This is a genomic window from Cognatundibacterium oligocarboniphilum (assembly GCF_013377855.1).
GTDB classification, from domain to species: domain Bacteria; phylum Pseudomonadota; class Gammaproteobacteria; order Burkholderiales; family Burkholderiaceae_D; genus Undibacterium; species Undibacterium oligocarboniphilum.
Genome location: NZ_JABXYJ010000004.1, coordinates 181,677 through 196,217 on the forward strand (window position 1 = coordinate 181,677; position 14,541 = coordinate 196,217).

The 14,541-nt window shown below is 51.9% G+C and carries 8 protein-coding genes; 4 read left to right on the plus strand and 4 right to left on the minus strand.

Annotated features, from left to right (window positions below):
* The first annotated feature begins 25 nt into the window (after positions 1–25).
* Both HV832_RS08130 and HV832_RS17495 read left to right on the plus strand, forming a co-directional pair.
* Positions 26–562, plus strand: coding sequence for a c-type cytochrome (locus HV832_RS08130; RefSeq protein ID WP_176803059.1), 537 nt, complete (start codon positions 26–28; stop codon positions 560–562).
* Between the two features lie 870 nt (positions 563–1,432).
* Complete coding sequence (locus HV832_RS17495; protein WP_176803060.1) at positions 1,433–4,267, plus strand: TonB-dependent receptor; 2,835 nt, start codon at positions 1,433–1,435, stop codon at positions 4,265–4,267.
* An 85-nt stretch (positions 4,268–4,352) separates the two neighbouring features.
* Here HV832_RS17495 and guaD read toward each other — a convergent pair whose 3' ends face one another.
* Genes guaD through xdhA form a run of 3 tightly spaced genes read right to left on the minus strand, consistent with a single transcriptional unit; the run spans position 4,353 to position 9,488 of the window.
* Positions 4,353–5,645 carry a guanine deaminase gene (gene guaD / locus HV832_RS08140; protein WP_176803061.1) on the minus strand — a complete coding sequence of 431 codons (1,293 nt, stop codon included), beginning with the start codon at positions 5,643–5,645 and terminating at the stop codon, positions 4,353–4,355.
* A 22-nt stretch (positions 5,646–5,667) separates the two neighbouring features.
* Positions 5,668–8,007 (minus strand): xanthine dehydrogenase molybdopterin binding subunit, encoded by a 2,340-nt coding sequence (gene xdhB / locus HV832_RS08145; protein WP_176803062.1) that lies wholly within the window; start codon positions 8,005–8,007, stop codon positions 5,668–5,670.
* Positions 8,004–9,488, minus strand: coding sequence for a xanthine dehydrogenase small subunit (gene xdhA / locus HV832_RS08150; RefSeq protein ID WP_176803063.1), 1,485 nt, complete (start codon positions 9,486–9,488; stop codon positions 8,004–8,006). The genes xdhB and xdhA overlap by 4 nt, the downstream gene beginning before the upstream one ends.
* 484 nt (positions 9,489–9,972) lie before the next feature.
* Between xdhA and HV832_RS08155 the strand changes: the two genes are divergently transcribed.
* Together HV832_RS08155 and HV832_RS08160 are read left to right on the plus strand one after the other, a co-directional pair.
* A complete protein-coding gene (locus HV832_RS08155; RefSeq protein ID WP_223827177.1) occupies positions 9,973–11,745 on the plus strand; it encodes a methyl-accepting chemotaxis protein in 1,773 nt (590 codons plus the stop codon).
* A 110-nt stretch (positions 11,746–11,855) separates the two neighbouring features.
* Positions 11,856–12,203: an energy transducer TonB gene (locus HV832_RS08160; RefSeq protein WP_176803511.1), complete on the plus strand. Its 348-nt coding sequence runs from the start codon at positions 11,856–11,858 to the stop codon at positions 12,201–12,203.
* Positions 12,204–12,304: 101 nt separating this feature from the next.
* Here the strand turns inward: HV832_RS08160 and HV832_RS08165 are convergent, their stop codons facing one another.
* The gene (locus HV832_RS08165; protein WP_176803064.1) at positions 12,305–14,491 is read right to left on the minus strand and encodes a M3 family metallopeptidase; all 2,187 of its coding nucleotides are present in this window, start codon (positions 14,489–14,491) and stop codon (positions 12,305–12,307) included.
* Between the last annotated feature and the right edge of the window lie 50 nt (positions 14,492–14,541).

Below are 14,541 nucleotides of genomic sequence, written 5' to 3' on the forward strand. Positions count from 1 at the left end.
CTATTTCATTTGCAACGAGGAAAACATGAGCGACGCGCACGACGAACACGAATCAGCGATCAAGACACCGAAGCAACTCATCGTTGCAGTTCTTGCCGGATTTTTAGTCCCCATTATTGCGATTGTCTTATTGGTGCAATACGTGACCAATGACAAGAAAGTCGGCGCAGGTTCCAGCGCCCAGACGCCGGAAGCGATCGCCGCCCGCATCCACCCTGTTGCTGATGAAGGTTTCACGTTTAAAGATGTCAGCGGCCCGAAACAGCTGCAGGCAGGTGAAGCCGTGTACAAAATGGTCTGCTCTGCCTGCCACGATACCGGCGCTGCAGGCGCACCGAAATTCGGCGATGCCGGAGCCTGGAGTCCGCGCATTGCGCAAGGCTACGACAAAGTGGTCGAACACGCTCTCAAAGGTTTCAACGCCATGCCAGCCAAAGGCGGCAATCCTGACCTGGACGACGTCGAAGTTGCACGCGCTGTCGTTCACATGGCCAATGCCGGCGGCGCAAAGTTTAAAGAACCGGAAGTCAAGGCGGCTGCACCGGCTGAGGCGGCAAAATAATGCCGATACTTTGCTGAATAACAGAATAAATCCGCACGTTTAATCAACGACAGCGTTCCAACAAAAAAAACTCGACTGAATATCCGTCGAGTTTTTTTTGCCCTGATCGAGGCCCTGTCTATGTGATCAGTCAAATTGAAAGCGCCATTCATCTTTGGGAAAATTGAGCATCACATAAATTTACGCAGATTAAATCAAAATAGATCAGAGATCAGTAACGTTTTATATCTTACTTAAAGAGGATGTTTGAAGAGATATCCGGAAAAATAAAGTCTCTTTTCTACAACTATTTTTCATTTTTTTGTATTTTTTAAAAAGCAACCTTTTTTTTTAAAGTTTCGCTTTGTATCAAAATAGTTGATTTTTTATGCACCAAAATGATGCATTTGTTTTTTTGAGAGAAATTAATTCTTAGTAAAAAAAAGGATGTCTAAATTTTATATTCGATACAAATAAATTTAGACATTTGCACTAAGGATTCTCTTAAACATAATTTTGCATGAAAACTATTTTACGAAATTTTTCATGGAATAAATAAGAGGTCTTTATTTTTGCACTAAGATTGAGCGAAAAAAGAGATGGTTTTCTTTAATATGTATTCACGTTAATAAAAAATATTTGCTGTGGTTTTTTTGCTCGTACTCTTCAAGGAGCGGCTTGACACTCAAATGAGCAAGATGGTTCCATTGAGCATAAATATTTTTTCAAAAAACTTATGTAACTTACTGTAGTTTATATAAGCAAAAGTCATTAAGTTGTTTCTGACTAAATATTTGTAAAAATCATTTTTTATCAATCAGGGAAAAATCTGGTTGAGCGGAAATTGAAGATTGAGAAGTTAAAAAGAATCTCTTTGGAGGAATATCCGTCATGGTAGAAAAAATAATATCCAGATCCGTGCGTACAATTTTTGCAGGTAGCGTAGCTTTTGGAGCAATTGCGCATCCCGTAATGGCACAGGAAGTGCAACGTGTTGAAATCACAGGGTCTTCGATTAAACGTGTTGAGAGTGAAGGTGTTTTGCCTGTTACTGTCATGAAACGTGAAGACATTGAACGTACTGGTGCAACAACTGCACAAGACCTCGTGAATTTGATTCCGGGCAACTTTGGTGGTGGCGTTGTTGCGAACAACGTCGGCGCTACAGGTGCGCCATCTACAGCCAATTTAAGAGCGCTTGGTTCCAAATACACATTGGTACTGTTGAATGGCCGTCGTTTAGCGAACTACGCTATCGGTAGTAACCCAGTGGATTTGAATTCGATCCCATTGTCGGCTATCGAGCGGATTGAGGTGTTGAGGGATGGTGCTTCAGCGGTGTATGGTGCAGACGCTGTTGCCGGTGTGATTAACTTCATCCTGAAAAAAAATTACCAAGGCCTGGAAGCTTCGATTTACGGTACGAAAGTTGATCAGGGTGGCGGCGATACACGTAGCTTTAATGTGACAGGTGGCTATGGTGATTTAAGCCAGCAAGGCTTCAACGTCCTTTTCAGTGCTAATCATGAAAATGATGATGTCCTCAAGGCAAAGGATCGTGGATTTGCGACAACAGCAAATCGTCCAGACCTGGGAATTAACAAAGCTTCTCCACGTAACGGTATTCCTAACTTCAATTTTAGCGATACGCTTGGAAACAGCTATACGGGTGTTAATCCATTACGTTACAACGGCTGTAATAACACTGAGTTCTCGCTGGTTATTCGTAATGCGAAAGCTTGCGGTACCGATTATGTTAAATATATCGATTTGATTCCAAAACAGACACATGACAATGTGGTTGCACGCGGAACTTTGAAAATCAATGATGACCATGAATTGTTTGCCGAGGTTACTGGCACTCAAGACAAGATGACTGCAACCTATTCACCAGCTCCATATACGGTGAACATGACTTATCCTGTCAATGGACGCTTTTACCCAACAAGTTTTACAATTCCTAAGGGTTATACAGTACCAAAAGACTATAAGTTGGCAAATGGGACAGTATTACCTGCCGGGACAGTATTAACATCGGATATCGTTGTGACTCCGACAGGCCCAATGTCCGGTACCTGGCGTACTGTTGCTGGTGGCGGTCGTCAGGACGTTACCGATACCAAGAGCCAGCGTATTTTGATTGGCGCGAAAGGTGTGATTGCTGGTTGGGATTATGAAACAGCGTTCGCGTACTCTAAAAACGATGTCACGATTTCTTTTGGTAATGGTCAGTTCAGTTACGCTAAACTGACGCCATTAGTGAAGTCTGGGCAGATTAATGTGTTCGGTTCCCAAGATTCACAAAGTCTGGCGGCGTTACAGACCGCATTACTGACCGGGCAACTGGAGAATAACGGTACGTCAAAGGCAAAAGAATTTGATGTTCGCATTTCTAAAGAAATTACCCAGACAAGCTATGGTCCAGTAGGTCTTGCATTGGGAATGAGTTACCGCAAAGAAGATTTGAATCAGTTCTCTGCACCTGTTCTGGCAAGTGGTGACCAGGTTGGTGGCGCTGGTCCAATCCCAAGTGTGGTTGGTGATCGTAACGTGACTGGCTTATTTACAGAAGCGACAATCCCAGTTTATAAAGATTTAGAGGCTAACTTAGCTGCTCGTTACGATTCCTATAAAAATGGTTTTGGAACATCTTTCAGTAAAGTAAGTCCAAAACTCGGGTTGACATACAAACCGAATGCATCGATGCTGGTGCGTGGTTCTTGGGGAACTGGCTTCCGTGCTCCAACCTTGTATGAAAATCTTCGCCCATTCACAACAGGAAATAATACAAATAGTAACTTCAGTGATCCTGTTCGCTGCCCGAATGGTGTGCCGGTTAATAGCGTTAATCCGGTTGGTGCCTTGCAAGATGAATGTAATGTTCAGTTGAATACGGCAACGTCTGGTAATACTAATTTGAAACCTGAAAAGTCCAAGCAATACTCTTTAGGTTTGGTATTCCAGCCGACTTCCAGCTTTAGTGGTTCGATTGACTATTGGAATGTCAGGATTACTGATGCAATTCAGCAATTGTCTGAGAATTCTGCACTGGGTAACCCATCTGCATACTCTGCCAATTATTATCGTTATGACCCAGCTCAGTTCCCGAATGGTTGGGTAGATGACGGTAATCAGACTGGTGCAATTAAAGGCAGCACGAATCCGAACTTCCCATTAGCTTACATTAATTTGCCGTTGGTGAATGCGGGTGCGTTCTTTGCAGCGGGTATTGATGTTAACCTCAATTTCAAAACGAAATTGGAATCTATTGGTAACCTTTCCATCAATTTTGATGGTACTTATTACACAAAACACGGTTATCAGTATGAAGGAAGCCCAGAAGTCAGTGATGTTGGTACTTACCAAGATTTTGGTCCAGCACCAAGATGGCGTCACGCTTTGACATTCGCATTGAATCGTGGCGTGTGGACTGGGTCTTTGACTCAAAACTTTACTGCGGGTTATCATGACTTCACTGATCCAGCCGCTGTCGGTGGCACTAACTATCCTGCAGATAGAATGGTTGCTCCATATGAAACATTTGATGCAACACTGGGCTGGAAAGGCGTGAAAAATCTGGATATCGCACTGGGTATTAAGAATCTGATGGACAAAGATCCTCCATCTTCCCGTACAAGTGCCAACTTCCAAACAGGTTATGACGCTAGCTTCACTAACCCATTAGGAAGAACTTACTATTTGCGCGCGAAGTACAAATTCTGGTAATTTGACGTAAATAAGTAGTTTTTTGTTGAAGCCCCTTCTTTATAGAAGGGGCTTTTTCATTGATATATTGGGTTTAAGAAGTGGTTTAAGAAATATACTTTTTGCCACAGATATAGGTGGCTTCAACACACCGGTCATCCCCCAGCATCGCCAGTACGAATAATTGTTCTTCCAGTGAGTTCAGATGCTGGCTGCGGCGGGCGAGTAGTGGGGTTGCCTGCGGGTCGATCACGATAAAATCAGCTTCGTTGCCGGGAGTGAAGCTGCCTATTGTATTTTCCAGTTGCATGGCGCGTGCCGCGCCTAAAGTCGCCAGATAGAACATCGATGCAGCGGGCAGGTAATGGCCTCCCATGCGGGCAATTTTGTATGTTTCATTCATCGTCTGCAGCATGGAAAAGGAGGTTCCACCGCCGATGTCGGTGGCGATGGACAACGGGATTTTCGCAGCGATGGCGGGTTCAAAATGAAACAGGCCGCTGCCCAGAAACAGATTAGACGTCGGGCACAGTGCAATCGCTGATTGGGTTTCTGCCATCCGTCTGCGGTCGGTTTCATCCAGCCAGATGCAATGCGCATACATGGCTCTGGGTCGCATCAGGCCGCATTGGTCATAGATATCGAGATAGCTGCGCGCTTTGGGAAACAGCGAACGCGCCCAGTGACACTCATCCTTGTTTTCCGCCACGTGGGTCTGGATAAATGTGTCGGGATACTGGCTGGCCAGTTCACCGGTCAGTACCAGTTGCCGTTCGCTGGAGGTTGGTGCGAAGCGTGGGGTGATCGCGTACAGCTGGCGGCCGCGTCCGTGCCATTTCCGGATCAGCGCTTCGCTTTCGTGGGCGCCGGTTTCTGCCGTATCTCGTAAAAAATCCGGGCAATGCCGGTCCATCATCACTTTGCCTGCCACCATGCGCAGATTTCTTTGTTCGCTCTGGATAAATAAGGCATCGACAGATTCAGGGTGGACTGTGCAATACACCATAGCGGTGGTGGTGCCGTTGCGCAGCAGTTCATCCAGAAAAAAGTCGGCGACTTCATGCGCATGCTCGCTGTCCTGAAACCGGCGTTCGGTCGGAAAGGTGTAGGTCTCCAGCCACGGCAGCAGACCGGGCGCAGGGGAGGCGATCATGTCGGTTTGCGGGTAATGCACATGGGTGTCGATGAACCCCGGGCAGAGGATTTTTCCGGGCCAGTGGCTGACGGTCAGTTCAGGTGGCAACTGTGTTTTGAGCAGGTGGTAGTCGCCCGCAGCAGCGATCTTTTCACCGCTGAGCAGTAACAGGCCGTCGCTGTGCCAGTGCATGGCATCTGGATTACAGGCGGGGTCATCCGTGAAATACAGGATGCTGGCGCGGAAGGCGTCGGTAATGGTCATAAGGCATGTATTGTTTCAGAGTTCATTCGGAAGTGTGCATGGCATGGATTGCCCGCAGAATAGATTCCGCCGTGGCGGGTGCCGTCAGCGGCGGGCTGCGCCGGTGCACCGATACGCTGGCGATGGCATCACGGATGGCGAAAAATACCGAAAAGGGCAACAGTAATGGCGGTTCGCCGACCGCTTTTGAGCGGTGAATGCTGTCAGTGACATTACGATTGGCAAACAGTTTCACACGAAAATCGGCAGGGCAATCGGAGATGGCCGGAATTTTATAGGTTGACGGTGCGTGTGTGGTGAGTTTGCCCTGACTGTTCCACACCAGTTCTTCGGTAGTCAGCCAGCCCATGCCCTGTATGAAGGCTCCCTCGATCTGGCCCTGATCGATCGCCGGATTCAGCGATTGCCCGGCATCGTACAGAATATCGGCCCGCAGCAGCTTCCACTCGCCGGTCAGCGTGTCGACGATCACTTCGGATACCGCTGCACCGTAAGCATAATAAGAGAAGGGATGTCCGGTCATGGTATTGCCATTCCAGTGCAGATCCGGGGTGGCGTAAAAGCCGTCGGACCAGAGCTGCACCCGTGCCAGGTAGGCATGCTGTATCAGTTCCAGAAAGCTGCACCGCTGCTCATTGCACACCACTGTGCCGGCGTGAAAACGAACCTGATCCGGCATACCGCCAAACCGGCTCGCCGCCAGCTGCGCCAGTTTTTGCCTGATCTGGCGCGCGGCATCCTGCGCTGCCTTGCCATTCAGATCCGCACCGGTGGATGCGGCGGTGGCGGAAGTGTTGGCAATCTTGTCGGTATCGGTAGCGCTGACACGCACCGCAGACAAGGGGATACCCAACTCATGCGCCACGACCTGGGCAACTTTGGTGTGCAAACCTTGTCCCATTTCTGTACCGCCGTGGTTCACGCTGACCGAGCCATCCAGATACACATGCACCAGCGCGCCAGCCTGATTCAGATGCGTGACGTTAAACGCAATACCGAATTTGTGCGGTGTCAGCGCCAGACCTTTTTTGAGAACCGGGCTGGTAGCATTAAATGCCGCAATCGCCGTGCGCCGTTGCCGGTAATCACTGCTGCTTTCCAGTTCGGCGACCAGCTCATGGATTACGTTATCGGCCACTTTCTGACCATAATGCGTGATGTTGCGGCCTTCGTCATCATTGCGACCGTAGAAATTATGTGTGCGCACATCCAGCGGATCCATGTCAAGCTGACGGGCGATTTCATCGATCACATATTCAATCAGAATCGCACCCTGTGGCCCGCCGAAGCCGCGGAATGCGGTATTCGACTGCGTATTGGTCCGGGCGCAGACTGCACGGATATCGACATCGGATAAGTAATACGCATTGTCTACGTGGCACACCGCCCGCGTTGCAACCGGGCCGGATAAGTCGGCGGAAAAACCCGCCCGGGCAATCATGCCGATACGGGCGGCAAGAATGCGCCCGTCGGCATTGAAACCGATATCGTAATCGTAATGGAAGTCATGCCGCTTACCGGTGACCAGCATGTCGTCATCCCGGTCTGCCCGCAGTTTGACCGGACGGCGCAAATGATGCGCACACAGGGTGGCAACCCCGGCCCACAGGGCGGATTGCGATTCCTTGCCGCCAAAACCGCCGCCCATACGCCGGCATTCAACCCGCACCGCATGGGAAGCCAGTCCAAGCGCACGGGCGATCACATGCTGCATTTCGCTGGGATGCTGGGTCGAACATACGACATGCATCCCTTCGCCTTCCGCCGGAATGGCATAGGCAATCTGTCCTTCCAGATAAAATTGTTCCTGACCGCCGACCTGCCACTGACCGCGCAGCCGTAATGGCGCCTGTTCCAGTGCCGTCTCCGGGTTGCCACGTTGCAAGTGCATTGGCGGCAGCACATAGCTGCCGGCAGCATCGGCTTCCCGCGCATGTAACACGGCGGGCAAAGGATGATAGGTGATATCTGCCAGACGCGCCGCCCGGCGCGCCTGCTCGTGCGTCTGGGCCACCACCGCAAACAGGGGCTGTCCGGCGTAATGCACTTTTTCTGCTGCCAGAATCGGATCGTCCCGGATGATAGGACCGCACTGATTGTCGCCGGGAAAATCCGCCGCGGTGAATACGGCAACCACGCCCGGCACCTGCCGCACACGTTCCAGATTCATATTACCGATCACCGCATGCGCCTGAGCAGACAGCCCGAGTGCAGCGTGCAGCGTGCCTTGCAGTTCCGGCAGATCATCGGTGTAGTTGGCGTTGCCGCAGACATGCAGCACGGCGGATTCATGCGGATGCGGGCGGCCTGCTTCTGTCCATTCCAGCTCTGTTGTGGGAGAGAGATTGCTTGTCTGGCTCATACCGGCTGCTCCCTGATTTCTGTGCCCGATACCTGCAGGGCATGGGCTGGCAATGGATTCTCCGGCCTGGTTTCCAGCCAGAAGCGACGCAGCAGGTTTTGCGCTGCCTGCAGGCGGTATTCTGCAGAAGCACGCATGTCCGACAACGGCGTGTAATCAGCGGCCAGTGCCTGCATTGCCTGATGCACGCTATCCTCATTCCAGACTGCCTGATTCAGGACTGCTTCGGTTTTTGCGGCGCGCTTTGGTGTGGCTGCCATGCCGCCGAATGCAATCCGTACCTGATGCAGCCTGCCGTCTTCCAGCGTTGCGCAGAACGCGGCACAGACGGCAGAGATATCCTGATCAAACCGCTTCGCCAGTTTATAGGTGCGGAAAATCTGCTTGCTGACAGGTAAAGGTACCCGGATTGCCGCCACGATTTCGTCTGGCCGCAGGTCTTTCTGCTGATACGCCAGATAAAAATCTTCCAGCGCCAGTGCACGTTCGCCCTGCTGACCGCGCAGGATCACCTGACTACCGAGCGCAATCAGCCAGGGCATGGAATCCCCGATCGGCGAACCGTTGGCAACATTACCGCCCAGCGTTCCGGCATGACGGATCGGCAGCGAGGCAAAGCGCTGCTGCAGCTCACCGAGTTCTGCCGGGTAGTAGTGGCACAGCGCGCGATATGCCTCATCCAGCGTGACGGCTGCACCAATCGTCAGCCAGTACGCATCCGCTTTGAGCGACCGGAGTTCGGCCACCTGCCCCAGATAAATCAGGTGCCCGAGCTGGCGGAATTGCTTGGTGACCCATAAGCCGATATCGGTGCCTCCGGCCAGCAGACAGGCATCGGGATATTGCTGGCGCAGCGCGAGCAGCGCTTCGAGTGAATGCGGGGCAAAAAAATGTTGCCCCTGATGGGTATAGCAAAAGGTTTCGCCAAGTTCCAACTGGTGCAGCGCGGCTGCGACGGGTTGTGTATCAAAATGCTGACGCGGTAATTCTTCCATGCGGTAAGCCGCATCAATGATAGGCCGGTAGCCCGTGCAGCGGCACAGATTGCCTGACAGTGCCTGATTGATGTCCTGCCGTTGCAATGGAGCGCTGTCTTCCGCTCGCCGCAGATACAAATCCCATAAGGACATCACGAACCCCGGCGTGCAAAAACCGCATTGCGACGCATGGCATTCGACCATCGCCTGCTGCACTGGATGCAGTGACTGGCCCCGCCGCAGATCCTCAACGGTAAAAATGGCTTTACCGTTCAATGCTGGCAACAGTTGCAGGCAGGCATTGACTGATTTCATGCGGACCTGACCCTGATGCAATTCCGCCGTCACGACGGTGCAAGCCCCGCAATCTCCTTCCGCGCAGCCTTCCTTGGTGCCGGTGCAGTGCAGATCTTCCCGCAGATGCTGCAGCAGGGTGCGGGTAACCGGCAAATCCCGGATTTCGTGAATTTGATGTTTAAAAAAATAACGAATCGGGTCAGACATGGAAATTCCGAATAAAAATAATCATGAAATACCGTTGTGAAATCGCAGATGATGCGGATTTCCGATGATTTTTAAGATTAGCATCCCGATAAGCGCAATCTATATCAAAACCATGATGCCGCATATCAAAAGAAAAATGAAAGCCTGATGCGCACTGAAAAACACAGCGAAAAACAAAGAAAGTTCAGTGGACGGGAAAGATCGCAGGGGATAATTTATTTGCTTAAAAAACAGGCATTCATTTTTGAATACGACCCGGGATAATGATTACGTGTCACATTCGAAAAACGGGGTTCGTGAGAGTGAAATTCCATAAAAAAGCCATTGCTATGAAGCAAAATTACAGTATATTTGTCACTTGCAGTTACAAATTGATTGATTGCTCCGTCACGGTGTGGTGTTAAAGCCGGACAGTGGGCTCAGGTAAAAGTGCAGCAGCATCGCCGCTTTTTGTTTTAACTCTTTTTTCAGACCCGACACGTAAATGAATTTATCCAAAATGACCGTCAGCAAACGTCTGGGGCTGGGTTTTGCTCTGGTTCTGGTATTCCTGATTGCACTGACTGCCGTCGGTGTTGTGCGCATGGCGCAGATTCAGGGGCGACTCGACAACATCGTCAGTGTCAGCAATGTGGAAACCCGCCTGGTGCTGGATATGCGGGCGATCGTGTATGACCGCATGGTTTCGCTGCGTAACCTGACTTTACTGAACGACGCCGCCGATATGGAAAAGGACCTGGCAAAAATTGCCGACCAGTCCAAGAAATATGCCGAAGCCAACGACAAGTTGCAGAAACTGGCGCTGACCGAAGCGGCTTCCTCCAACGGTAAAAAAGCATTGCTCGACAAGCTGAAAGAGCGCGAAGTTGCAGCCGCTTCATTGCCGGCGAAAGCCCAGGAACTGGGGCTGGCGAATAATCCGGAAGTCGCCACCATCACACTGATCAAAAAAGTCCGTCCGGTGCAGCAAAGCTGGCTGGATGCGCTCGATGAGCTGGTCACTCTGGAAGACAAGCTCAATGCGCAGGTCGCCGAAGAAGCGAATTCTGCGTTCAAGGCTGCCACCACGATGATGCTGATCCTGGGTGGGCTGGCGCTGGCAGGCGGTATTGCTGCGGCGTTTTACATCAGCCGCAGCTTGCTGAAACAATTAGGTGGCGAGCCGGATTATGCGGCACAGATCGCTGGCCAGATTGCTGCCGGTGAGCTGACTGCACCGATCGATGTCACTTCCGGTGATCAGTCCAGCCTGATTTATGAAATGAAAAACATGCGCGACAGCCTGGTGAATATCGTTTCTCAGGTTCGTTCCGGCACTGACACGATTGCGACAGCATCCAGCGAAATTGCGACCGGCAATCTGGATTTGTCTTCCCGCACTGAGCAACAGGCCAGCTCGCTGGAAAAAACCACCTCGTCCATGCGTGAACTGACCACGACAGTGAAGCAGAACGCAGATAACGCACGTGAAGCAAACCAGCTGGCAGCATCCGCTTCGGAAGTCGCCCGTCAGGGGGGGGTGGTGGTGGCGCAGGTGGTTGATACGATGGGTGCCATCAATGAATCCTCGAAAAAGATCGTGGATATCATCAGCGTGATTGACGGCATCGCGTTCCAGACCAATATTCTGGCGCTGAATGCCGCGGTGGAAGCGGCACGTGCCGGCGAACAGGGCCGCGGTTTCGCGGTGGTGGCAGCAGAGGTGCGCAATCTGGCGCAGCGCAGCGCAGCCGCAGCGAAGGAAATTAAAACGCTGATCGATACCTCTGTTGAAAAGGTGGAGATCGGTACTAAACTGGTCGGACAGGCCGGTGTGACGATTGATCAGGTGGTCAGCAGCGTCAAGCATGTCACCGATATCATTGCTGAAATTACTGCGGCCAGCCAGGAGCAAAGCGCCGGGATTGAGCAGGTCAACCATGCAATCATTGAAATGGATGGTGTGACCCAGCAAAATGCGGCGCTGGTAGAACAGGCAGCGGCAGCAGCACAGAGTTTGCAGGATCAGGCGGCAGAGCTGGCGAATGTGGTCAGCGTATTCAGACTGGACGTGAATGAGCACCATCTGTTCAAACCGGCAGCGCCTGCTGCGCAGGCCGCACCCGTTGCCCCGTCACTCAGAATCGAGCCGGCGGCAAAGGTCGTGAAACCAAAATCCAGAGTGAGCCGGGCAAAGTCTTTACCTGCAGCGAAACCGGCCGCTAAAAAAGCGGCACCGCAGCCGACTTCTTCCGATGATGGCTGGGAGGAGTTCTGACAGGCGTGATGCTCCGGCATAAAGGCCATATAGCGGGATTCACCGGCATGGATTGTTACTGATCTGAATACAACCATCGAAACTAATTTATTTTTACCAGAAAAGACATGATGATGAAATTTTCACCTTCTTTATTCATATCCACATTACTCATGACGACAGTGGTATCGGTCATGGCGGCAGAAACCGCTCCGGTCATGGACAATAAGTCCTGCGATCCGCCTAAGTATCCGAAAGCAGCGCTGATGAACGAAGAAACCGGCACAGTGACGATGGGATTCCTGGTCGGAACGGACGGTAAAGTGATGGATTCCAAGATCGAAAAATCCAGTGGTTCCAAGAGTCTGGATAAGGCGGCCATCACAGCCCTGAGCCAGTGCAAATTCAAACCCGGCACCAAAGACGGCAAGCCGGATCAGACATGGGCGAAGGTGGATTTCGTCTGGAAACTGGAATAATCCGTTTCAGATCGCAGGAATAAAAACAGGGAGGGCGCTGTCATGGCGTTCTCCCTGTTTTTATTCCTGGAGCCTGCAGGTGCAAGCTCTTGTCATAGAACTCAGTGTGTCATGGTGACTGGCGTCAGGCCACGTCGCTTTAGTAGCGGGGCGATTTGCGGATCGCGGCCACGGAACTGGCGGAAAGAATCCATCGGATCGATACTGCCGCCGCGCGACAGCAATTGCTGACGGAACCAGTCGCCATTCTGTCGCGTCAGCCCGCCATGCTCCCGGAACCATTCTACTGACTCGGCATCCAGCACTTCGCTCCACAGATAGGCGTAATAACCGGCCGCATAACCGCCACCGAAAATATGGGAGAAATAGGTACTGCGATAACGTGGCGGCACCGGCGCAAAATCGACACCGGCTTCCTGCAGCGCCATTTTCTCAAACGCTAAGGCATCTGTCGGGATCTGTTCCGGCGTCAATTGATGCCAGCGTTGATCAAGCAGGGATGCCGCCAGATATTCAGTGGTGGTGAAGCCCTGGTTAAACTGATGGCTGGCGGTGATTTTGTCGACCAGTTCTTGCGGAATCACCTGACCGGTCTGATAGTGTTTCGCATAATTTTTCAGGACTTCAGGCCAGGTGGCCCACATCTCATTGACCTGAGACGGATATTCGACAAAATCGCGCGGCACATTGGTGCCGGAAAAACGCGGGTAACGCACATGAGAAAACAGACCATGTAATGCGTGGCCGAATTCATGGAAAGCGGTTTTCACTTCATCCGGCGTCAGCAGCGTCGGCTCGCCGGCCGGTGGCTGCGGGATATTGAGATGATTCGCGATCACCGGTTTTTTACCCAGCAGGGCGGATTGTTCCACATAAGAATTCATCCATGCGCCGCCGCGCTTGTTGTCGCGTGCATACATGTCGGCGATGAACAGTGCCATGGACTGGCCGTCGGCATCGAAAATTTCAAAGATGCGCACGCTGGGGTGATACACCGGTAAATCTTTGCGCTCCTTGAACTGAATGCCATACAGCTTGCTGGCCGCAAAGAACACACCCTGCTGCAAGACATTATTCAGCTCAAAATACGGGCGCAGCTGGTTGTCGTCAAACGCGTATTTCGCCGTGCGCAATTGCTCGGTGTAATAGGCCCAGTCCCAGGCGGCAAGCTGGAAACCGCCGTTTTCCGCATCAATCATTTTTTGCAGTTCGGCTGCTTCGTTTCTGGCATTCGCAACGGCTGCCGGTGCCAGTTCTTTCAGCATTTGATTGACTGCGCCGGTGGTTTTGGCGGTTTCGTCTTCCAGTCCGTAAGCAGCGTAATTAGGATAACCCAGCAGTCTGGCGCGTTCAGCGCGCAGCTTTGCCAGCTGGATTGCGACGGCACGGTTATCCGATGCGCCGCCCTGGCTGCCGCGCCGGATGGAGACTTCATACAGACGCTGCCGCAGGGCGCGGTTTTTCAGGCTTGCCAGATAAGGCTGACCCGTGGTGTTCATCAGCGGAATCAGGTATTTGCCATCCATCCCCTTGGCTTTGGCTGCTGCGCCCGCAGTATTGATTTCGCCTTCCGATAATCCGGCCAGCTGTTGCACATCATCCACCACCACGGCTCCGGCGTTGGTTTCTTTCAGCACATTCTGGCTGAAACGGGTACCGAGACTGGCCAGCTCCGCATTCATAGCTTTCAGTTTTTGCTTATCACTGTCCGGCAGTTTTGCACCGGCGCGGACGAAATCGGTGTAATAACGATCCAGCAGGCGGGCTGATTCCGGGTCGAGGGACAGCTGCTGTTTTTGTGCCATGACATTGCTGATGCGCTTGAATAAACGGGCATTGAGCGAAATGAAGTCCTGATGCGCAGCCAGTTGCGGCGCCAGTGTGGCGGATAGTGCTTCGAGCGTCGGGTTGGTGTTGGTGGCGATCTGGTTGAAGAACAGGGCGCTGACACGCGCCAGAACCTGGCCGGAGCGCTCGAGTGCTACCAGCGTATTGTCAAAGCTTGCCGGTGCCGGATTATTGGCGATCGCATTGATTTCATTGACATGCAGCCGGATGGCTTCGGCAAAGGCCGGGGCATAGTCTTCGTTATGAATTTTGTCGAAGGGCGGCAGTTCGTAAGGCAGGGTGCTGGCCGCCAGCACCGGATTGACTGCCAGCGCAGCTTTGAGCTGGGACGGCGCAGCCGTGGCGGAATTGGCGGAGACAGGAGAAGCCGCCTGATCTGCAGCGGAACTGGATTGGATGGCCAGCGCCGAACACAGCAGCATGAGCAGTGGTTTGTTCATGGGGATCACGGGTAGAGTCGATGAGACTGAAAAGAATAGCATCAGACTTT

What these genes read in the sequence shown, in the direction of transcription:
- HV832_RS17495 (WP_176803060.1), top strand. Translation starts at nt 1,433, where the DNA reads ATGGTAGAAAAAATAATATCCAGATCCGTGCGTACAATTTTTGCAGGT.
- HV832_RS08165 (WP_176803064.1), bottom strand. Translation starts at nt 14,491, where the DNA reads ATGAACAAACCACTGCTCATGCTGCTGTGTTCGGCGCTGGCCATCCAA.
- HV832_RS08160 (WP_176803511.1), top strand. Translation starts at nt 11,856, where the DNA reads ATGATGAAATTTTCACCTTCTTTATTCATATCCACATTACTCATGACG.
- guaD (WP_176803061.1), bottom strand. Translation starts at nt 5,645, where the DNA reads ATGACCATTACCGACGCCTTCCGCGCCAGCATCCTGTATTTCACGGAT.
- HV832_RS08130 (WP_176803059.1), top strand. Translation starts at nt 26, where the DNA reads ATGAGCGACGCGCACGACGAACACGAATCAGCGATCAAGACACCGAAG.
- xdhA (WP_176803063.1), bottom strand. Translation starts at nt 9,488, where the DNA reads ATGTCTGACCCGATTCGTTATTTTTTTAAACATCAAATTCACGAAATC.
- xdhB (WP_176803062.1), bottom strand. Translation starts at nt 8,007, where the DNA reads ATGAGCCAGACAAGCAATCTCTCTCCCACAACAGAGCTGGAATGGACA.
- HV832_RS08155 (WP_223827177.1), top strand. Translation starts at nt 9,973, where the DNA reads ATGAATTTATCCAAAATGACCGTCAGCAAACGTCTGGGGCTGGGTTTT.